This window comes from Devosia sp. CN2-171 (genome assembly GCF_049354815.1).
Lineage (GTDB): Bacteria > Pseudomonadota > Alphaproteobacteria > Rhizobiales > Devosiaceae > Devosia_A.
Genome location: NZ_CP186479.1, coordinates 895,495 through 913,998, shown reverse-complemented (window position 1 = coordinate 913,998; position 18,504 = coordinate 895,495). Strand labels below are relative to the sequence as shown.

The window sequence follows — 18,504 nt, the reverse complement described above, 5'->3', positions numbered from 1 at the left end:
GGTGAAGAATTGTCTATGCGGCTGCGCCGACTGCGCTACCGCGCCTGGCACCGCGGAACCAAGGAAATGGACCTGTTGCTCGGGCCTTATGCCGATGCACGGCTCGCGGGCATGGCGACGGCTGAACTCGATCGCTTCGAGACCTTCCTCGAAGAGGCCGATACCGACCTGCTCAAGTGGCTGATGGGGCAGGAGCCTGCCCCGGCCGACGCCGACCACGACTTGCTCGCCGACCTGCTCAGGTTCCGGACCGCCTCATGACCGATATTCGCGCCGACCGCACTATCTCCAATGTCCCCGATGGCATGCAGCCGGTCGTCCTGGCGCGCATCGTCGAGCAGCGGTTGAAGGCCGATCCGGATGCGGCGGTGAGCGCCGTGTTCGTCGCCCGTGATGGACGCCGGCTGCAGCGCATGGCCGAGATCCTGGCGCAGCTCATGCCGGGCCACCAGATACTCACCTTGCCCGCCTGGGACTGTCTTCCCTACGACCGCGTCTCGCCGAATGGCGTCACCATCGCGGCGCGCATGACGACGCTGTCGACGCTTGCAAGTGGGGCGGCGAAGAACGCCATCATCCTGACCACGGTGAACGCGGTGGTGCAGAAGCTGCCGCCGCGCGATGTCGTGGCCAGCATGAGCTTCGCGGCGGCGGCGGGGCAGGTGGTCGAGAGCGAGAAGCTGATCGCCTGGGCTGCAGGCAACGGCTACCTGCGCGTGCCCACTGTCCGTGAGGCGGGCGAGTATGCGGTGCGCGGCGGGCTCGTCGATCTCTATCCGGCCGGGGCGGAGACGCCGTTGCGGTTCGACTTCTTCGGCCGCCAGCTCGAGACCATTCGTACGTTCGACGCAGACAGCCAGCGCACCACCGGCAACGTGAAGCGCATCGCGCTCGCGCCGATGAGCGAGGTGCTGCTGAGCGAAGAAGCGATCCGCCGCTTCCGGGCGCGCTACACCACGATGTTCGGTGGCAACACGGTCGACGATCCGCTCTATGCCGCCGTGAGTGCCGGACAGCGCTATCCCGGCATCGAGCACTGGATGTCGTTTTTCTTCGAGGAACTGGATCACCTCGCCGCCTACACAGGCGAGGCGCCGTTCGTCTTCGACGACCAGGCACGGGAGGCCTTCACCGACCGGCAGACCCAGATTTCGGACTACTACCAGGCGCGCGAGGATGCGCGACACGAGAAGCAATCCGGCGCTGCGCCCTATAAGCCGGTACCGCCCGCCCAGCTCTATGAAATGGAGCGGCCGATCTACAGCCTCGCGCCGGAGAAGGGCGTTGTGCAATTGTCGCCCTTCCTCGCCCCGGATGCCAAGAAGGCCGACGACGCGGCTGGCCGGATGGCTCCGAGCTTCGCCGCAGAGCGGCAGGCCCAGGACGTCAACCTGTTCGAAGCGGTGGTGAAGCTGTTCGCCACGCAGCGGAAGGCCGGCCGCAAAACCATCATCGCCTGCTGGTCGGAAGGCTCGCGGGATCGCATGGCGCAGGTGCTGGCCGACCACGGCCTTGCCCATCCGCGTCTCGCCGAGAACTGGCGCGATGCCGAGACGACGTCGCCGGAGACGACGGCGCTGGTCGTGCTCGGTCTCGAGAGCGGCTTCCAGACCGACGAGATGCTGGTGCTGTCCGAGCAGGATATCCTTGGCGAACGCCTGCTGCGGCCGCAGAAGCGCAAGCGGGCGTCGGATGCGCTGACCGAGGCGGCGGGCTTAGCGGCGGGTGACCTCGTTGTTCACGTCGACCACGGTATCGGCCGGTTCCTTGGGCTGAAGACCATCGAGGTGCAGGGCGCTCCGCACGACTGCGTCGAGATCGAGTACGCGCAGAACACCAAGCTCTACCTGCCAGTCGAAAATATCGAGCTGCTGTCGCGCTATGGCGCCGACGCGATAATCGAGCTCGATAAGCTCGGCGGCGTCGCCTGGCAGGCGAAGAAGAGCCGGCTCAAGAAGCGCATCCGCGAAATGGCGGACCAACTCATCAAGATTGCGGCGCAGCGGCAGTTGCTCACCGTGCCGCCGATCGACATCCAGCCCGGACTTTACGAGGAGTTCGCGGCGCGCTTCCCCTATGACGAGACCGAGGATCAGCTCGCGGCGATCGCTGCAGTGTTCGAGGACATGTCGTCTGGCAAAGTCATGGACCGGCTGGTCTGTGGCGACGTCGGCTTCGGCAAGACCGAAGTGGCGCTACGGGCCGCGTTCGCCATGGCCATGTCGGGCCGGCAGGTTGCAGTGGTGGTGCCGACGACGCTGCTGTCGCGCCAGCACTTCCGCACGTTCAGCGAACGCTTCTCCGGCCTGCCGCTGCGTATCCGGCAGGCGTCGCGACTGGTCGCAGCCAGCGAGCTGAAGAGCACCAAGGAAGAACTCGAGAAGGGCACGGTCGATATCGTCGTCGGCACACACGCGCTGCTGTCGAAGTCGATCAAGTTCAAGGACCTGGGCCTGCTCATCATCGACGAGGAGCAGCACTTCGGCGTCGCCCACAAGGAGCGGCTGAAGGAGCTCAAGGGCAACGTCCATGTGCTGACGCTGACGGCAACGCCGATTCCGCGCACGCTGCAACTGGCGCTGACCGGCGTGCGTGACCTCAGCCTGCTGGCGACCCCGCCCGTGGACCGGTTGGCCGTGCGCACGTTCGTCTCGCCCTTCGATCAGCTCTCGATCCGCGAAGCGCTGCTGCGCGAAAAGTATCGCGGCGGGCAGGCGTTCTACGTCGTGCCCAAGATCAAGGATCAGCCTGACATCGCGGAGTTCCTGCGCCAGCACGTGCCCGAGGTGAGCTACGTCGTCGCCAACGGCCAGATGCCGCCGGGCGAGCTCGACGACATCATGAACAACTTCTACGACGGCAAGTTCGACGTGCTGGTGTCGACGACGATCGTCGAGTCCGGCCTCGATATTCCCAACGCCAACACGCTGGTCGTGCATCGGGCCGACAATTTCGGTCTCGCCCAGCTGTACCAGATCCGCGGTCGTATTGGCCGGGCCAAGCAACGCGCTTATGCGCTGTTCACGGTGCCGCCTGATCGCAAGCTCAACGACACGGCCGAGCGTCGGCTTTCGGTGCTGCAGTCGCTCGAAACGCTGGGTGCCGGCTTCCAGCTGGCGAGCCACGATCTCGATATCCGTGGCGCCGGCAACCTGCTTGGCGACGAGCAGTCGGGTCACATCCGCGAGGTCGGGTTCGAGCTCTACCAGGCGATGCTGGAAGAGGCGGTGGCGGCGCTGCGCGATGGCGACGTGGAGTACGAGGATCGCAACGAGTGGAGCCCGACGATCTCGCTCGGCATGCCGGTGATGATCCCCGAATATTATGTACCCGACTTGCAGCTCCGCATGCAGCTCTATCGCCGTCTGGGCGACCTGAGCGACGCGCGCGAGATCGATGCCGCGGGTGCCGAGCTGATCGACCGCTTCGGGCCGATACCGGAAGAGGTGGAAGCGCTACTCAAGGTGATCCTCGTGAAGGCACTTTGCCGCACCGCCAATGTCGAGAAAGTGGACGCCGGACCGAAGGGCGCCGTGATCACGCTGCGCCATAGCCAATTCCCCAATCCGGCAGGGCTCGTACGCATGGTTTCCGAACCAGCCATGATGGTCCGCATCAAACCTGATCAGAAACTTGTGTTCAGCCGGGATTGGCCGACGGCAGACGCGAGACTGAAAGGGACGGCTGCTATTCTATCGAAGATGGCCCGGATTGCCGGCGAATCGAGCGCCGCAGCAACACTCGCAGGTTAAAGCTTCCGGAAGTCCGTCCGGCCATGCTATTGCCCGAATTCGTGCATTGAAGAGCGCACGAATAAGGGTGGCCGGGAGAGTCACCGATGGTAGGACACCACAAGGAAATTCAATGACCCTCAAAAAGCTCGTCGTTGCTGGTTTCGCGGTCGCCGCGCTGATGATGCCCTCCTTTGGGGCGCTCGCGCAGGATGCGGCTCCGGCAGCCCCCGCCGAGGGTGCTCCGGCAGCTGCGCCCGCTGAAGGCGCTGCGGCTCCGGCTGCTGCACCTGCTGGCAACGCCAACCCCGCCCAGAACTGGCTGAAGGTCTGCGACCCGATCGCCGACGGCAAGCAGGCCTGCATCATGCGCCAGGTGGTCGTCGCCAACGGCCAGTTCCTCGGCTCGTTCCTGCTGCGCGACGATCCGGGCCAGGAGAGCCGACTGCTCGCCGTCGCCGCGGTCCCGCTTGGGGTGCTGCTGCCGTTCGGCCTGACCTGGCAGATCGATGGCGGCAAGCCGATCCGCGTTCCCTTCATGCTGTGCGATCCGCAGAGCTGCGCCACCCAGCTGGTGATCAACGAGGCTTACGTGAACAGCCTCAAGAAGGGCGGCGTGCTGAAGCTCACCGCGAAGAACCGCCAGAACAAGGACCTGGTGATCGACATCAGCCTCGCCGGCTTCACCTCCGTCTATGACGGCGCTGCCGCGATGACCTTCGACGAGTTCAACAAGCAGGCCGCGACGCCGACCGCGCTGGAGAAGCAGCTGCAGGACCGTGCCGAGCAGCTTCGCCAGCAGATGGGAACCGAGGGTGGCGCCACGCCGCCGGCCGAGACGCCCGCTGCGCCGCAGTAAGCGATACCTTCCGGAAGATTTGAGGGGCGCCCGACCGGCGCCCCTTTTTGATTCAGCGCTTGCCCATGCCGAGCCCGAACGCCTGCTTGCGCAGGGCCGGCAGCATCCGAAGGGCCCACAGACCTCCTGCGCGAGCTGCCTGCGCGGGCAGATAGTCGCTGAGCAGCGAACGGAAGAGGGCATCGACCATGCCGCCGGTGCGGTCTAGGTCGTCTGCCCGCAGCTGTGCGTAGCGGTCGCTGGCAGCGATGGCCCAGCCGGGCTGTGTGCGATCAGCGTCACGCAGCACCCTCGACAGGTCGGCGACATCACGCAGACCAAGGTTGAGCCCCTGCGCCCCGATGGGCGGGAAGGCGTGAGCCGCCTCGCCGGCGAGGACGATGCCGCGCATGCCGGCCCGATCGACAGTCAGGGTCGAGAGCAGGAACATGTGCGCCGGCGTCACCAGCTTGATGTCGCCGAACAAGCGCTGGGACTTCTTGAGGAAGGTCTCGCGCAGCCCCTCCGCGCCCGAGGCCTGAGCCTCCTTGAGCACCTCGCGGTCGTCGATCCAGACGAGGTTGGCCCGCGGCCCGCCGGCCGGCACCAGCGTGAACGGGCCCTGCTCGTAGTGGAACTCAACGGAATCGCCACCGAGCGGCCGCCCGAGTTCGAGGTCGCAGACCAGCGCTGACTGGGTGAAGCCGTGTTCGCGGGCGCGGAAATCGGTGGCGACGCGGACCAGCGACTTCTTGCCGTCCGATCCGACGACGAGCGGTGCCTCGACCTCGGATCCGTCGGACAGGACAAGCCGCCAGCCGGCGGAGCTCTGCTCGATGGAAGTGAGCGCCAACTCGCGTACCTCGAGGTTCGGCAACTCGCGCCGTGCCGTCTCGAATGACTCGAGCAGCTTTACGTTGGCGAAGTTCCAGCCGAATGCCTCGAGACCGGCATCCGCGCTGTCGAACAGCGTCTCAGGGGCGCGCAGGAGGCGGTTGGTCGCATCGATGATGCGGATGCGCGTCAGGGGATGACCGATCGCGGCAGCGCTATCGATCAACCCGGCCTCGAGCAGGAAATCGACACTTGGGCCCATGAGGGCCGACGTCCGGCGATCCGGCGGACCTTTCGGTGCGAGATGCAGCGTCCTGAGTCCGGCGCGTGCAACGGCAACGGCCGCCGCGACGCCAGCGAGACCACCACCAACAACGACGGCTTCGGGTTGCATGCTCATCGTGCCAGCGCCAGCCGCTTGTCGTGGCCGCTCGGTATGACCAGCGCGCCGGCATAGGAGCCGATGAACATGGCCGCGAGGAACAGGAACAGGTCGGGCGGCCAGAACGCGATCAGCGAGATGGCCGGTCCCGGGCAGATGCCCGACATGCCCCAGCCGATGCCGAACAGCACGGCCCCGCCGACGAGTGGCGTATCGATGTGGGTGAATTCGGGCTCGTTGAACTCGGTATCGAACGCCGGCTTGCTGCGTCTGCGGGAGATGCGAACGGCGATGAACATCACGACAATGGCGGGCCCGATGACGAAGGCGAGGCTCGGGTCCCAGCCGCCGGTCGGGATAGCGGTGAAATCGAGGAAGCGCAGCACCTTCAGCGGATCGACCATCTGCGAAATGTAGAGGCCGGCGCCGAACAGCAGGCCGCTGAGGGCGGCGGTGGCGAGATAGGGCAGGCGGGTCGTGGCGGGCATCAGACGATTCCCGTGACGGTGACGGTGAGGATAGCGACGCTGAAGAACACCGCTACCGCAACGAACGACCGCTTCGATAGCCGCGCGATGCCGCAGACACCGTGCCCGGATGTGCAGCCATTACCGATCTTGGTGCCGAAGCCGATCAGCAGGCCGGAGGCGACGATCCAAAGCGGGGCAGGGATGGCCCAACCCGGCGGCGGCGATGCGAGCTGCGCCGGCTGGCCGCCGGGGCCGCCAACGCCGAGACCCGGAAACAGGTAGGACGCGCCGAGGGCACCCAGCACCAGCATCGCGAGAAAGACCAATCGCCAGACCACGGTCCGGGCCGGCGGCAGCAACTGGCCGAACAATCCGGAGATGCCGGCGATGCGCCCGTTGCCCAGCCAGAGCAGCGCCGAGGCGAGGCCGATGAGCAACCCTCCGGCAAGAGCGGGGATCGGCGAGAAGGAGTCCATGGCAAAATTCCTGGAGAAGCAAGTTCACGTGAGTTTATCAGCGAAAACAGGCCCATAACAGGCGCGGGGCAGCGCGATCGTCCCACAGCGGGGCGGTGCGGTGAAAAACCACACCCGTTGAACTCTGCATCGCGCACTCTTCCAACTGAGCGCACTCCATCCTAGGTATGACCTGCCAGAGATCTGAACGGAGAAGTCGATGCTGGACCTGCTTTACGATCCCAACGTTTGGGCTGCCTTCCTGACCCTGACCGCCATGGAGATCGTCCTCGGAATCGACAACATCGTGTTTATCTCGGTGTTGGTGTCGCGTTTGCCGAAAGAGCAGGCCGACCGCGCCAGGCGCATAGGTCTTTCGCTGGCGCTGATCTTCCGCATTGCGCTGCTGCTGGTGATCTCCTGGATCATCGGGCTGACGCAGCCGGCCTTCGACATTCTCGGCTTCGCGCCGTCGTGGAAGGACCTGATCCTGATCGTTGGTGGCGCCTTCCTGATCTATAAGGCGACGCACGAGATGCATGCCGAGATCGAGGAGCCGCACGAGGAGGAGGACAGCCTCAAGAAGACGGCGTCCATGGCCTTCGCGGCGATCATCAGCCAGATCATCGTGATCGACCTCGTATTCTCGATCGACTCGATCGTTACCGCCGTCGGCATGGCCGACAATGTCGAGGTGATGATCGCCGCCGTGATCGTCGCGGTCGGCGTGATGTTCATGGCGTCGGGCCCGGTTGCCGATTTCGTCGCCAAGCACCCGACCACCAAGATGCTGGCGCTGGCCTTCCTGCTGCTGATCGGCACCTCGCTCGTGGCTGATGGCCTCGGATACCACATCCCCAAGGGCTACATCTATTCGGCCATGGCCTTCTCGGTGCTGGTCGAGGCGGTCAACATCTTCGCCAAGGAGCGCCGGCAGAAGCGGCGGGCAGGGGGCACCGCGCCGGTGAAGGCCGCGGCCGCTGCCGTTGATGCCCCTGCGGCGGCGCGCAAGCCCAAGTCGACGCCGTCGGCGCGGGCGCGTTCAAAGCCCAAGTCGGCGCCGAGGAAGTAGGAGCCATGGCGCGCGCCTTCGTCGTTCGGGAGTACGGTGGCCCGGAAAAGCTCCAGCTCGAGGATGTCGAGGTCGGGGCGCCGGGCCCGGGCCAGCTCAAGATCCGCAACCGCGCCATCGGCCTCAACTTCGTCGACGTGTACCAGCGCACCGGGCTCTACAAGACCCAGCTGCCCTTCGTCGCGGGCAACGAGGGCGCGGGCGAGGTGATCGCCATCGGCCCCGATGTGACCGGATTCGTGATGGGCGACCGCGTCGCCTACCAAGGACCGGTCGGCGCCTATGCCGAAGAACGCCTGCTGCCGGCCGAGAAGGCCGTGCGCTTGCCGGAGGGCGTGAGCTACGAGGTTGCGGCCGCAGCGCTGCTCAAGGGCGCCACGGCGTTCTACCTCCTCCACTGGACCTACGCCCTCAAGGCCGGCGAGACGATCCTGGTCCATGCGGCCGCCGGCGGTACGGGGCAGATCCTGACCCAATGGGCCAAGGCGATCGGCGCGCGGGTCATCGGCACGGCGGGCTCCGACGAGAAATGCGAAATCGTCCGCAGGAACGGCGCCGACCTAGCAGTGAACTACAAGACCGACGACTTCGTCGCACGCGTGAAGGCGTTCACCGGTGGCAAGGGCGTCGACGTGGTCTATGACGGCGTCGGCGCTGCGACTTTCGAGCCCTCGCTCGATTGCCTCAAGGTGCGCGGTCTGATGGTGAGCTTCGGCAATGCTTCGGGGCCGGTGTCGATCCCCAAGCTCGGTATCCTCGCCGAGAAGGGCTCGCTCTACGTGACTCGCCCGACCGGCGCCGGCTATTTCCGCACGGCGGAAGACCTGCGCATCGCGGCCGATGCGCTGTTCAATCTCATCACCCTGGGCAAACTGACCGTATCCATCGACCAGACCTGGCCGTTGGCCGAGGCCGTCGAGGCGCACCGCGCGCTGGAAGCCCGGAGTACGACGGGCTCGACGCTGCTCTTGCCCTGACGAACTGCTGCCGTTAAACGCGTGATCGTCGGGTAGGTGGCAGAGCGGTTGATTGCTCCGGTCTTGAAAACCGGCGAACGTGCAAGCGTTCCGGGGGTTCGAATCCCTCCCTACCCGCCACTCACTTGACAGTCCCCTCGAAAGGGCGCGCGATAGGTGCATCCGCCGGAGACTGGCGGCCAAGGCTCATCGCCCGTTCGGCCAATGAAGGGGACTGACATGCCAAACCACATCTACAAGAAGATCGACCTGGTTGGATCGTCGTCGGAGTCGATCACCGACGCCATCAGCAGCGCCATCGAACGCGCCCACAAGACGACCCGGAACCTCGAATGGTTCGAAGTCGAGCAGATTCGCGGCTCGATCTCCGCCGGCAGGGTTGAGCAGTATCAGGTGGTGATGAAGGTCGGCTTCCGCATCGACGAGCCGAGTTGAACCTGGCTCAGGGCTGGTAATGAAAAAGGGCGCCTTCTGGCGCCCGTTTTTCGCTCTACGCAATCGACTACGCCGATCTTTGCATCCGCTCCTGCTGGATCATGCTGCCGTCCTGGTTAGCCAGGAAGATCCGATTGTCCCCACCTGTGCGACGGGACATGTCGAAGGCGGCACGTAGCGCGCGTTCCGGCGTGGGGTGATTCCCCAGGACCGTTCGACCGACGGAAAGGACCCAGCGATCGTTGCTGGGCGTGACGACGAAAGAGAGTATTTGCATTTGCATAACCTCGGGTGGCCTTCCGAATGGGCTGCAAAGTGCCTGCCTGCGCGTTATGACAACGTTAGCTGCAGTTTTACATAACGCGGGGTAGACCTCGGACCCATCGGGTCTGAACGACTCCGCGGTCAATTAGTTCCATGTCGCGGGCTTCGAGCGCCGCGCCGGGCAGCACGAAACGCGGATGCCCCTTGCTGAAGCAAGGGACGCCATCCCCCAGCTCCAGTCCGCGCACTTCCGATAGAACGAATCGATCATAGGACGGAAGAAACAGATCGAAGGTACCGGTCCCGCCTGTCACTGCGATGACACCCTCGGCGATCCCCATGCGGTTCAGGACCGACGCGATGTCCATCCTGGCGGGGTTCCAGAACGTGGCCAGGGGATCGCGTGAGTCGTCCGCCAGACCCGCGACCGATCGGGTCAGCACGAGCCGCCTGCGGCCGGGATTGGGATGGCGGACGTGTCCGAGGCGGCCAAGGACTACGAGCGCTGCGCGATCGAGGGCCGCCTGGAACAGTCGCCAATCCGCGTCGTTGCGGAGGGCATCCGGCATGCTGCCATCGGCCGCTGCAATCATCCCGTCGACCGAGACTATGGCGTGGCCTTCGATGACGACACTGCTTCCGGGGATGGGCATGCCGCAGGCTGTAGCGAGTGGCGCGACAGGGCGCAAGCCGCGTGCTAGTTCAGCGACATGACCCCCGGGACACGCCCAAATTGACGCCGTCGATCATGCCGCTCGGCGACCGCGGGCTGCTGGTGCGCTTCGGCGACACGCTGACCGACGAGGCTAACCTGTCGGCGATCCGATTCGCGGAACTGGCCGACGCCGCAGGGTTGCCGGGCGTGCTGGAGATCGTGCCAAACCTGATTTCGGTGCTCCTCCGGTACGATACTTCCGCCACGGGGTTCGACCAGTTGGCGGGGGAGGTGAGGCTGCTGGTGTCGCGCCCGGGCGAGGCGCCGGGCGCTGCGCGTGAGCACATCGTTGAGGCAGCGTTCGATGGCGAAGACCTCGCCGAGGTCGCCGAGACACTGCACCTCGCGCCGGATGCCTTCGTCGCGGCGCATAACGATGTGCCGCTGCGGGTGCTGGCGACCGGCTTTGCCCCGGGCTTCCTCTATTGCGGGATGCACGATGCCGTGTTGGTCGTGCCGCGTCGGCAGACCGTACGCCGGCAGGTTCCGGCCGGGACGATCCTGTTCGCGGCGGGGCAGACCGCCATCGCCTCGACCGCCATTCCCACCGGATGGCACGTCATCGGCAGGACCGGGTTTCGCAATTTCGACCCGGCCGCCGAGCCGCCCGTCGTGCTCAAGTCCGGCGATTACATCCGCTTCGTGAGCGTCTGATGTACGCCATCCGGATTCTCCGTACCGCCCCGCTGACCACCCTGCAGGACGCCGGCCGACCCGGCTGGCTGCGCTTCGGCCTGTCGGCGTCCGGCCCGATGGACCGGGGCGCCTTTGACAGGGCGGCATCCTGGCTGGGCGGCTCGGGCACTACGGGGATCGAGTTCACCTCCGCTGGCCTGAGCTTCAGGGTAGAGGAGGGCTCGCTCGGCGCCGCCTTCGACGGCGGGGCGTTCAGGCTCAGCATCGACGGCAAGATGCAGCCGTGGCCGACGCGCGCGATCTTGAAGGTCGGGGTCACCGTCGACATTACCCCGGGCACCGGCGGCAACTACGGTTATGTCCGCTTCGATCGGGAGATCGATGTCCCCGTTGTGCTCAGCAGCCGAGCCACGAGTTCCATCGCCGGTCTGGGCGGGCTGGAGGGCAGGGCGTTGGCGGCCGGTGACGTGATCGCATTTGGCGCTTCCATCGCCGGGCGGCCGGGGCCGCATCCTCGTCCGGCCGAACGCGTCGAGGGACCGATCCGCGTCGTCTGGGGCATTCATGCCGACCTGTTCGAGAGCGACCGGCGCCAGCGCTTCATCTCGCAGCCGTTCACGATTTCACACCAGCTGGACCGCATGGGCGTGCGGCTCAAGGACGAGGCCGGTGTGTTCGCCGATGCGCGGATACTGTCGCTGGCGTCGGATGCGATCGCGCCGGGCGACATCCAGATCCTCGGTGACGGTACGCCGATCGTGTTGATGCGGGACCACCAGCCGACGGGCGGCTACCCCCGCATAGCGACGGTCATCACGGCCGATCTCGATCGCTTCGCTCAAATCCCGCCGGGAGCGGAGGTGCGGTTTACGCCCGTGACCGTGGCACACGCGCAGGGGATACATTGATGACGACGCTCGATCTCAACGCCGACCTCGGCGAGGGTATGCCCGGAGACGAGGCTCTGCTCGACATCGTCTCGTCGGCCTCGATCGCCTGTGGCGGTCACGCTGGAGACGCGGAGACGATGCGGCGGACATTGCGGGCGGCAAAGGCGCGGGGCGTGGCTGTCGGCGCCCATCCCGGCTTTGCCGACCGCGAGAACTTCGGCCGGCGCCGGCTGATTCTGCCGCCGGAGGAGCTCGACGAGCAGGTCCGCTCCCAAGTGCGGTTGCTGGTGGAGATCGCCGAGGAGGAGAGCGTGGATGTCCGCTACCTCAAGCTGCACGGTGCACTCGCCAACATGGCGGCCGAGGAGCCTGCCGTCGCGGCGCTCTGTTTTGCCTCGGTAGCCGGCCTCGTGCCCGATCTCGCCATTCTCGCCATCGACAACAGTGCGCAGGTCGAAGTCGCAGAGGCGCTTGGATATCCGGTGGTGCTCGAGGCCTATGCCGATCGCGCCTATCTGCCCGACGGTCTGCTAGTGCCGCGGTCGGCGCCGGGCGCGGTGCTGCATGACGCGGAGGCCATCGCCGAGCGGGCGGTGCGGCTCGCCAAGTCGGGGGAACTGGTCGCGATCGACGGCAGCATTATCGCGACCCGCGCGACCTCGCTCTGCATCCACGGCGATACAGCCGAGGCTGTCGCGATTGCCCGCGCCGTGCGGCACGCGCTCGAGGCCGAGGGAATAGCTGTCAGCGCTCCGTACTGAGGTTGCGCCGCGCCCCGAGTTGGGCCATATCGGCGACGCCGAACAGGAGTACCGCTATGACCGCCAGGATCATCGATGGAAAGGCCTATGCCGAGGGGCTCCGTGGTCGGATTGCCGGTCACGTCGAGCGACTGAAGCGCGAGCACGGCCTTACGCCCGGTCTGGCAGTCGTGATCGTCGGGCATGATCCGGGTAGCGAGATCTATGTCAGCCAGAAGGCCAAGCAGACCGTTGAGGTCGGCATGCACTCGGAAAAGTACGAACTGCCCGAGGACGCGTCCGAGGCGGAAGTGCTGGCACTGGTCGAAAAGCTGAACGCCGACCCTGCCATCCACGGCATTCTGGTGCAGTTGCCGCTGCCCAAGCAGATCGACCCGAACAAGGTCATCGCCACCATCTCGCCCGACAAGGACGTCGACTGCTTCACCCCCGCCAGTGTCGGCAAGGTGCAAATCGGCCTGCCGGGACCAGTGTCGTGCACGCCGCTCGGCTGCCTGATGTTGCTGCGGGATACTCTCGGCTCGCTCGAAGGGCTGAACGCCGTGATCGTCGGGCGGTCGAACCTTGTCGGCAAGCCCATGGCGCAACTGCTGCTGCGTGAGAACTGCACGGTGACGGTCGCGCACTCGAAGACCAAGGACCTAGCGTCGGTGGTTCGAGGCGCGGATATCGTCGTGGCCGCGGTGGGCCGCCCGCAGATGATCAAGGGCGACTGGATCAAGCCGGGGGCCACCGTCATCGACGTGGGCATCAATCGCATTCCGGCTCCGGAACGCGGAGAGGGCAAGACCCGGCTCCTCGGCGACGTCGACTATGTCGCCGCGTCGGCGGTGGCGGGCGCCATTACGCCCGTGCCTGGTGGCGTAGGGCCGATGACCATCGTCTGCCTCCTCGCCAACACGGTGACCACGGCCTCGCTGATCAACGGCCTCGAGCCGCCCAAAGACCTTACGCCCTAGCGGCCGTCGCGTAGGCGTCGGCGAGTCGCTTGGGTGCGCGGAAGCGCCAGGCATCCTCGAGGCGGATCGCCAGCTCTTCGTCGCCGATGATATCCAATCGGACCAGCAGGCCCGGCCAGCCCCTGAAGTGGTCGGTCTGCCAGTAGATGTCCGGCGCCATCTCCATCAGCAGTTCCTTCTGCTCGAGCGGGCAGTGCAGCACCATTTCCTGCTGGCCTCGCACCGAAGCGAAGTTCCTGGTCTTCACTTTGACCGCGGGTGCGCCGTAGCTCGTCGACTGCGTGACCTCGGGCAGGCCGAGCTTGGCGCAGAGCCGAAGCATCCGTTCGATCTCACTCTCACGCGCCATCGCCATCTCCCTCGCATCAAAGCAAAAAACGGCTGTCGACTTGCCACCAAGTCTGGCGCATTGCGAGCCGATTGGCTACACCAGCCATGAACCCGAAGCGCCAGCCTCCCGGGGTCTCCATGACCGACGAATCCAGCATCGCCGAACACGGGGAAACCCGGCCGGACCCGAACGCTTTTCGCGACCCGGAGGATCACCTCAATCCGGAGTGGCTGGAGCGCCTGCGCGCACACCTCGCCGCTGGCGATGAGCACGACCTCGTCGAAATGATGGAGCCGCTGCACGCCGCCGATGCCGGTGACGTGCTGGAGGCGCTGGAGGCGGACGAACGCGTCGCGCTGGTCCAGATGCTGGGCGACAAGTTCGACTTCCTGGCGCTGACCGAAGTCGATGATTCCATCCGCGCCGACCTCATCGACGAGTTGCCCAACGAAGAAGTGGCGCGCGGCGTCGCCACACTCGACAACGACGATGCCGTCTACATCCTCGAGGATATGGATGCCGGCGACCGAGAGGAGGTGTTGGCCCAGCTGCCGGCCTTCGAGCGGCTCAGCCTCAAGCGCAGCCTCGATTTCCCTGAAGACTCCGCCGGCCGCCGGATGCAGACGGAGTTTATCGCTATCCCGCCGTTCTGGAGCGTGGGCCAGACGATCGACTACCTGCGCGTCGAAAAGGACCTACCCGACGAGTTCTACCAGCTCTACGTCGTCGACCCCAGCTACCGCGTGCTCGGCACCATTCCGCTCGACAAGTTCCTGCGCGCCAAGCGCCAGGTGAAGATCGAGAACCTGATGAACCACGACGTCCTGACGGTCGATGCGACCGAGGACCAGGAAGAAGCGGCACGCGACTTCGAGCGCTACGACCTCGTCGAGGTGGGCGTTGTCGACGAAAACAAGCGGCTGGTCGGCGTGCTGACGGTCGATGACATCGTCGACGTCATCCACGAGGAGGCGACCGAAGACATCAAGCTGCTCGGCGGTGTCGGCGACGAAGAGATCTCGGACAAGGTACTCTCGACGGTGCGGAGCCGCGCCCCTTGGCTGGTGGTGAACCTCTTCACCGCCATGCTGGCATCGTTCGTCATCAGTCTGTTCAACGCCACCATCGAGCAGATGGTCGCGCTCGCCGCTCTGATGCCCATCGTCGCCTCGATGGGCGGGAATGCCGGCACGCAGACGATGACCGTGACGGTGCGCGCTCTGGCGACGCGCGACCTCGATCGGGCGCGGGTACGGCGGCTGATCACTCGTGAAGTTTCCGGCGGGCTCATCAACGGCTGCATCTTCGCCGTGCTGATCGGCGGGATCACCTGGCTGCGCTACCTCAACCCGGGTCTCGGCACGGTCATTGGCCTCGCCATGATCGTGAATATGCTCGCCGCCGGCACAGCTGGAATTCTCATTCCGCTGACGCTCGACAGGCTGAAGGTCGACCCCGCCATCGCCTCGTCGGTGTTCGTTACCACCGTCACCGATGTGATTGGTTTCTTTGCTTTTCTCGGATTGGCCGGGTTGTGGTTCGGGCTATTCTAAGGTTCCGCCCGGCGGAATACTCGACCTATCCACTGTGGCTTTCGCGCCACTTCCCAACCACCCCTTTGTCGAGTTAACGAATCATTACTGTCGCAATTCCGTCACCGTTGGTGGTTGCGTCAGTGACTGAGAACGGCAAAGAGGAGCTTTGATGCACGGCCATTCAAAGACTGCCTGGTGGCGTTCGGCACTCCCCACAGTCTCGTGGACCTTGGTGTGTTTGCTGGCAATGTCACTTGTGTTCACTATCGTTGCCGGCGCCTAGGACGGAGCGCAACTGGACCTGAAGGGTCTTCGATAGTACAGAATTTTGGAAGGGCGCCGGGCCACTCGGCGCCCTTCCGCATTGAGGCCCTCCGATGAAACTGATCTTCGCCAACCGCAACTATTCCAGCTGGTCGCTGCGCCCCTGGCTGGTGCTGAAGCACTTCGGCATCCCGTTCGACGAGGACCTGGTGCTGCTCAACGGCGAGGGCTGGCAGGCCAACCTCCGCAAGAAATCGCCTAGCGGCAAGGTGCCAGTGCTGGTCGATGGCGATGTCGTCATTCCCGAAACGATCGCCATCATCGAGTATCTCAACGACAAGTACCCGGCCAAGGGCATCTGGCCCTCCAATCGCGTCGAGCGGGCGCTGGCCCGGTCGGCGGCAGCGGAGATGCACGGGGGCTTCAGTGCCCTGCGCAACGCTGCGCCGATGAACCTGCGCGGCTCGCATCCGGGCAAGGTCGATTTCGACGTGGTGGCCGATGATCTAAAGCGCATCGAGCGCATCTGGGGTGACTTGCTGAGCCGCTCGGGCGGCCCGTACCTGTTCGGCTCGTTCAACGCCGCCGATGCGATGTTCGCGCCCGTGGCGACGCGCATCCGCACCTACGAGCTACCGGTCAGCGACCTGGCGCAGGAGTATGTCGAGGCGATCTACGCCCTGCCGGCGTTCCAGGAGTGGTTCGCCGAGGCGGTGAAGGAGCCATGGGTGGTCGAATTCGACGAGATCGACATCATCCTCGCCAAGCGGGACGCGGCCGGCAGCGCATGATGCATATGATCAAGCTCTGCGTCGGCGTTTCGACGCTGGAGGAGCTGGAAGGCTATCGCAACGAACGTGCCCACTGGTGGGGTGCCGACTACGGGGAGGACGTCCACGTCCATCGGACGCGCACCATGCCGAAGCGTCGCGACGAGATCGAAGGGCAGGGCTCAATCTACTGGGTCATCTCCGGCGTCGTCCGCTGCCGCCAGCCGATCCTGCGGCTGGCCGAGGCGGTGGACGAGCAGGGCCTCAAGTGCTGCGATATCATCATGGCGCCCGACATGGTTCGCACCATCCCGAGGCCGAAGTCGCCGTTCCAGGGCTGGCGCTATCTTGACCCCAAGGACGCGCCGGCCGACCTGGCGCATGGCGGACTCGAGGACGAAGGATCGGTCGAACTGGCCGAGGAACTGGCAAAGCTGGGGTTGATATGATCCGCATCGAGACCGTAAGCGGGACCACGATGGGTTGGTACGAAGGCCCGCCGATCGCCACCGAGCGGGACGCCATCGACGTGATCGGCGATTGCTACGGGCAGGACGTCGAGGTTGTGGTGTTTCCGGCCGCGCTGCTGCCGGACGACTTCTTCTGGCTGAGCACCGGCCTCGCCGGAGCGGTGCTGCAGAAGTTCCAGAACTACGGCTTTCGGGTGGGAATCGTTGGCGATCTATCGCGCTTCACGGCGGAGAGCTCGTCGCTCCGCGACTTCGTCTACGAGAGCAACAAGCGCGGGCAGATGCTCTTCGTGCCGGACCGGGCCACGCTCGAAGCGAGGCTTTGAGGCCACGTCCAGCCCCAACGTCGGGCAACGAGACACAAACACCACTTGAAACCGCGGATATGATCCGCCCATTGTTTCGATTGCAGGGCTAGGCAGGTGTCGCAATCCCGAGAGGGCGTCGGACTCGGGACCGACCAGGGAATGGACTATGGCCGGTACGGGGACACACGTCATTGTCGTGGGCAATGAGAAGGGTGGTTCGGGCAAGTCGACCACCGCGTTCCACCTTGCCGTTTTCCTGATGTATCAAGGCTTTCGCGTTGCCTCGATCGATGTCGACAGCCGCCAGCAGACCCTCACCCACTATGTCCGCAACCGGCGCAATTGGGCCCAGGCGCATGACCTGAAGCTGCCGCACGCGACGCATTTCCACCTGCCCCTGTCGAAGTCCGACTCGGTCAAGGAGAACCAGCGCGTCGAGTTCGACCTGTTCCGCCAAGCGATCATCGAGGTGGAGGGTGATGCCGACTTCCTGATCGTCGATACGCCGGGCTTCGATACGCACCTGACGCGGTTGGCACATTCGCTGGCGGATACGCTGGTGACCCCGCTCAACGATTCGATCATCGACCTGGATGTGATGGCGCATGTGGATCCCGTCACCGGCGATCCGCGCGAGATGAGCCACTATGCCCGGCTGGTACAGAGGGCGCGGACCGAGCGGCTGTCGATCGACGGGCGCACCATCGACTGGGTCATCGTCCGCAATCGCATCTCGATGCTGCCGTCGCGCTCGACCAAAGTGGTGCAGGCGGCGATCGAGAAGATTGCCGTACGGCTGGGCTGCCGTGTGGCCGAAGGCATAGCCGAGCGCGTGATCTTCCGGTCTCTGTTTCCGACCGGCATGACGGTCTTCGATCCGTTGGACGAAGAGATGCTGGGCGGCCTGCCGTCGATGTCGCATCTCAGTGCGCGGCAGGAGTATCGGGCGCTCGTCGACGCCCTGCGCCTGCCCCTGAGCGACCGGGCGAAGTCCCGCATCGAGGGTGAAAAGGCACTCGCAGCAAGCGCGAGCGAGCCGGCCAAGTTCGAGCACATGGCCGGCGAGTAGATACCGGTCAGCTGACCCGTCGGGGCAGGGTGACCCGGACGGCCCGCGAGCCGTCGGGCCCGAACACGTCGAGTTCGATGCCGACCTGCGGCATCAGCATGCGGCGGGTGCGAGAGCTCAAGGCCATCACCACCGCCAGCAGATCGCCGACGCCCCGCCGGCGCAACTGCGGGTTGAAACGCGTCACCATCGCGTTGACCGCCTGCCTGCGGACAACTGCATCTTCGGACGCAAGGGCCGACTGCCCTACAAACCGGGCGAGTTCGGTCAGACTAGACGTATCGCTCATTTGGGCTACTCCAACACAGGCCACAAATTCGCTTCCCTGGGCGGCTGCT

At 65.3% G+C, this 18,504-nt stretch carries 21 protein-coding genes and 1 tRNA gene; 16 read left to right on the top strand and 6 right to left on the bottom strand.

Annotation, left to right across the window (positions count from 1 at the left end):
• Nucleotides 1-15: 15 nt before the first annotated feature.
• From ACOYW5_RS04665 to ACOYW5_RS04655, 3 genes are all read left to right on the top strand, one after another.
• Complete coding sequence (locus tag ACOYW5_RS04665) at nt 16-261, top strand: succinate dehydrogenase assembly factor 2 (RefSeq protein WP_423068093.1); 246 nt, start codon at nt 16-18, stop codon at nt 259-261.
• Entirely contained in the window at nt 258-3,752 is a 3,495-nt protein-coding gene (gene mfd, locus ACOYW5_RS04660) for a transcription-repair coupling factor (RefSeq protein ID WP_423068092.1), read from the top strand. The genes ACOYW5_RS04665 and mfd overlap by 4 nt, the downstream gene beginning before the upstream one ends.
• A 112-nt stretch (nt 3,753-3,864) precedes the next feature.
• Nucleotides 3,865-4,590 carry an invasion associated locus B family protein gene (locus ACOYW5_RS04655; RefSeq protein WP_423068091.1) on the top strand — a complete coding sequence of 242 codons (726 nt, stop codon included), beginning with the start codon at nt 3,865-3,867 and terminating at the stop codon, nt 4,588-4,590.
• A gap of 52 nt (nt 4,591-4,642) precedes the next feature.
• Here ACOYW5_RS04655 and ACOYW5_RS04650 read toward each other — a convergent pair whose 3' ends face one another.
• Genes ACOYW5_RS04650 through ACOYW5_RS04640 form a run of 3 tightly spaced genes read right to left on the bottom strand, consistent with a single transcriptional unit; the run spans nt 4,643 to nt 6,731 of the window.
• Nucleotides 4,643-5,797, bottom strand: coding sequence for an FAD-dependent monooxygenase (locus ACOYW5_RS04650; protein ID WP_423068090.1), 1,155 nt, complete (start codon nt 5,795-5,797; stop codon nt 4,643-4,645).
• A gap of 2 nt (nt 5,798-5,799) precedes the next feature.
• Nucleotides 5,800-6,273 (bottom strand): DUF6691 family protein, encoded by a 474-nt coding sequence (locus ACOYW5_RS04645; protein ID WP_423068089.1) that lies wholly within the window; start codon nt 6,271-6,273, stop codon nt 5,800-5,802.
• Nucleotides 6,273-6,731 (bottom strand): YeeE/YedE family protein, encoded by a 459-nt coding sequence (locus ACOYW5_RS04640; protein ID WP_423068088.1) that lies wholly within the window; start codon nt 6,729-6,731, stop codon nt 6,273-6,275. Before ACOYW5_RS04640 ends, ACOYW5_RS04645 begins: the two co-directional genes overlap by 1 nt.
• A 199-nt stretch (nt 6,732-6,930) precedes the next feature.
• Between ACOYW5_RS04640 and ACOYW5_RS04635 the strand changes: the two genes are divergently transcribed.
• The 4 genes from ACOYW5_RS04635 to ACOYW5_RS04620 all read left to right on the top strand — a co-directional run bounded on the left by ACOYW5_RS04635 (nt 6,931) and on the right by ACOYW5_RS04620 (nt 9,194).
• Nucleotides 6,931-7,782: a TerC family protein gene (locus tag ACOYW5_RS04635; RefSeq protein WP_423068087.1), complete on the top strand. Its 852-nt coding sequence runs from the start codon at nt 6,931-6,933 to the stop codon at nt 7,780-7,782.
• Nucleotides 7,783-7,787: 5 nt separating this feature from the next.
• Entirely contained in the window at nt 7,788-8,759 is a 972-nt protein-coding gene (locus tag ACOYW5_RS04630; protein WP_423068086.1) for a quinone oxidoreductase family protein, read from the top strand.
• A 30-nt stretch (nt 8,760-8,789) separates the two neighbouring features.
• Nucleotides 8,790-8,879: transfer RNA gene (locus tag ACOYW5_RS04625), tRNA-Ser, on the top strand.
• Nucleotides 8,880-8,978: 99 nt separating this feature from the next.
• Nucleotides 8,979-9,194, top strand: a complete 216-nt coding sequence (locus ACOYW5_RS04620; protein WP_423068085.1) for a dodecin — start codon at nt 8,979-8,981, stop codon at nt 9,192-9,194.
• 353 nt (nt 9,195-9,547) lie between these two features.
• Here the strand turns inward: ACOYW5_RS04620 and ACOYW5_RS04615 are convergent, their stop codons facing one another.
• Entirely contained in the window at nt 9,548-10,111 is a 564-nt protein-coding gene (locus tag ACOYW5_RS04615; RefSeq protein WP_423068084.1) for a dihydrofolate reductase family protein, read from the bottom strand.
• 80 nt (nt 10,112-10,191) lie between these two features.
• Here ACOYW5_RS04615 and ACOYW5_RS04610 point away from each other — a divergent pair, with 80 nt between their 5' ends.
• Genes ACOYW5_RS04610 through ACOYW5_RS04595 form a run of 4 tightly spaced genes read left to right on the top strand, consistent with a single transcriptional unit; the run spans nt 10,192 to nt 13,419 of the window.
• The gene (locus tag ACOYW5_RS04610) at nt 10,192-10,827 is read left to right on the top strand and encodes a 5-oxoprolinase subunit B family protein (RefSeq protein WP_423068083.1); all 636 of its coding nucleotides are present in this window, start codon (nt 10,192-10,194) and stop codon (nt 10,825-10,827) included.
• Entirely contained in the window at nt 10,827-11,717 is an 891-nt protein-coding gene (locus tag ACOYW5_RS04605; RefSeq protein WP_423068082.1) for a biotin-dependent carboxyltransferase family protein, read from the top strand. The genes ACOYW5_RS04610 and ACOYW5_RS04605 overlap by 1 nt, the downstream gene beginning before the upstream one ends.
• On the top strand, nt 11,717-12,460 hold the full coding sequence (locus ACOYW5_RS04600; protein ID WP_423068081.1) for a LamB/YcsF family protein: 744 nt from the start codon (nt 11,717-11,719) through the stop codon (nt 12,458-12,460). Before ACOYW5_RS04605 ends, ACOYW5_RS04600 begins: the two co-directional genes overlap by 1 nt.
• A gap of 56 nt (nt 12,461-12,516) precedes the next feature.
• On the top strand, nt 12,517-13,419 hold the full coding sequence (locus ACOYW5_RS04595) for a bifunctional methylenetetrahydrofolate dehydrogenase/methenyltetrahydrofolate cyclohydrolase (RefSeq protein ID WP_423068080.1): 903 nt from the start codon (nt 12,517-12,519) through the stop codon (nt 13,417-13,419).
• Here the strand turns inward: ACOYW5_RS04595 and ACOYW5_RS04590 are convergent.
• Complete coding sequence (locus ACOYW5_RS04590) at nt 13,409-13,768, bottom strand: MmcQ/YjbR family DNA-binding protein (protein ID WP_423068079.1); 360 nt, start codon at nt 13,766-13,768, stop codon at nt 13,409-13,411. The genes ACOYW5_RS04595 and ACOYW5_RS04590 overlap by 11 nt on opposite strands.
• A gap of 119 nt (nt 13,769-13,887) precedes the next feature.
• Here ACOYW5_RS04590 and mgtE point away from each other — a divergent pair, with 119 nt between their 5' ends.
• From mgtE to ACOYW5_RS04565, 5 genes are all read left to right on the top strand, one after another.
• Nucleotides 13,888-15,303: a magnesium transporter gene (gene mgtE, locus ACOYW5_RS04585; protein WP_423068078.1), complete on the top strand. Its 1,416-nt coding sequence runs from the start codon at nt 13,888-13,890 to the stop codon at nt 15,301-15,303.
• A gap of 359 nt (nt 15,304-15,662) precedes the next feature.
• Entirely contained in the window at nt 15,663-16,340 is a 678-nt protein-coding gene (locus ACOYW5_RS04580) for a glutathione S-transferase family protein (protein WP_423068077.1), read from the top strand.
• A complete protein-coding gene (locus tag ACOYW5_RS04575) occupies nt 16,337-16,768 on the top strand; it encodes a DUF1489 family protein (RefSeq protein ID WP_423068076.1) in 432 nt (143 codons plus the stop codon). Before ACOYW5_RS04580 ends, ACOYW5_RS04575 begins: the two co-directional genes overlap by 4 nt.
• On the top strand, nt 16,765-17,115 hold the full coding sequence (locus ACOYW5_RS04570; protein WP_423068075.1) for a DUF4180 domain-containing protein: 351 nt from the start codon (nt 16,765-16,767) through the stop codon (nt 17,113-17,115). Before ACOYW5_RS04575 ends, ACOYW5_RS04570 begins: the two co-directional genes overlap by 4 nt.
• Before the next feature lie 148 nt (nt 17,116-17,263).
• On the top strand, nt 17,264-18,166 hold the full coding sequence (locus ACOYW5_RS04565; RefSeq protein ID WP_423068074.1) for a division plane positioning ATPase MipZ: 903 nt from the start codon (nt 17,264-17,266) through the stop codon (nt 18,164-18,166).
• A 7-nt stretch (nt 18,167-18,173) separates the two neighbouring features.
• Here the strand turns inward: ACOYW5_RS04565 and ACOYW5_RS04560 are convergent, their stop codons facing one another.
• Nucleotides 18,174-18,455 (bottom strand): hypothetical protein, encoded by a 282-nt coding sequence (locus ACOYW5_RS04560; protein ID WP_423068073.1) that lies wholly within the window; start codon nt 18,453-18,455, stop codon nt 18,174-18,176.
• Nucleotides 18,456-18,504 lie beyond the last annotated feature (49 nt).

Bases quoted from the DNA above. Each gene is read 5' to 3' on its own strand.
- ACOYW5_RS04665 (WP_423068093.1), top strand. From the start codon at position 16: ATGCGGCTGCGCCGACTGCGCTACCGCGCCTGGCACCGCGGAACCAAG.
- mfd (WP_423068092.1), top strand. From the start codon at position 258: ATGACCGATATTCGCGCCGACCGCACTATCTCCAATGTCCCCGATGGC.
- ACOYW5_RS04655 (WP_423068091.1), top strand. From the start codon at position 3,865: ATGACCCTCAAAAAGCTCGTCGTTGCTGGTTTCGCGGTCGCCGCGCTG.
- ACOYW5_RS04650 (WP_423068090.1), bottom strand. From the start codon at position 5,797: ATGCAACCCGAAGCCGTCGTTGTTGGTGGTGGTCTCGCTGGCGTCGCG.
- ACOYW5_RS04645 (WP_423068089.1), bottom strand. From the start codon at position 6,273: ATGCCCGCCACGACCCGCCTGCCCTATCTCGCCACCGCCGCCCTCAGC.
- ACOYW5_RS04640 (WP_423068088.1), bottom strand. From the start codon at position 6,731: ATGGACTCCTTCTCGCCGATCCCCGCTCTTGCCGGAGGGTTGCTCATC.
- ACOYW5_RS04635 (WP_423068087.1), top strand. From the start codon at position 6,931: ATGCTGGACCTGCTTTACGATCCCAACGTTTGGGCTGCCTTCCTGACC.
- ACOYW5_RS04630 (WP_423068086.1), top strand. From the start codon at position 7,788: ATGGCGCGCGCCTTCGTCGTTCGGGAGTACGGTGGCCCGGAAAAGCTC.
- ACOYW5_RS04620 (WP_423068085.1), top strand. From the start codon at position 8,979: ATGCCAAACCACATCTACAAGAAGATCGACCTGGTTGGATCGTCGTCG.
- ACOYW5_RS04615 (WP_423068084.1), bottom strand. From the start codon at position 10,111: ATGCCCATCCCCGGAAGCAGTGTCGTCATCGAAGGCCACGCCATAGTC.
- ACOYW5_RS04605 (WP_423068082.1), top strand. From the start codon at position 10,827: ATGTACGCCATCCGGATTCTCCGTACCGCCCCGCTGACCACCCTGCAG.
- ACOYW5_RS04600 (WP_423068081.1), top strand. From the start codon at position 11,717: ATGACGACGCTCGATCTCAACGCCGACCTCGGCGAGGGTATGCCCGGA.
- ACOYW5_RS04595 (WP_423068080.1), top strand. From the start codon at position 12,517: ATGACCGCCAGGATCATCGATGGAAAGGCCTATGCCGAGGGGCTCCGT.
- ACOYW5_RS04590 (WP_423068079.1), bottom strand. From the start codon at position 13,768: ATGGCGCGTGAGAGTGAGATCGAACGGATGCTTCGGCTCTGCGCCAAG.
- mgtE (WP_423068078.1), top strand. From the start codon at position 13,888: ATGACCGACGAATCCAGCATCGCCGAACACGGGGAAACCCGGCCGGAC.
- ACOYW5_RS04580 (WP_423068077.1), top strand. From the start codon at position 15,663: ATGAAACTGATCTTCGCCAACCGCAACTATTCCAGCTGGTCGCTGCGC.
- ACOYW5_RS04575 (WP_423068076.1), top strand. From the start codon at position 16,337: ATGATGCATATGATCAAGCTCTGCGTCGGCGTTTCGACGCTGGAGGAG.
- ACOYW5_RS04570 (WP_423068075.1), top strand. From the start codon at position 16,765: ATGATCCGCATCGAGACCGTAAGCGGGACCACGATGGGTTGGTACGAA.
- ACOYW5_RS04565 (WP_423068074.1), top strand. From the start codon at position 17,264: ATGGCCGGTACGGGGACACACGTCATTGTCGTGGGCAATGAGAAGGGT.
- ACOYW5_RS04560 (WP_423068073.1), bottom strand. From the start codon at position 18,455: ATGAGCGATACGTCTAGTCTGACCGAACTCGCCCGGTTTGTAGGGCAG.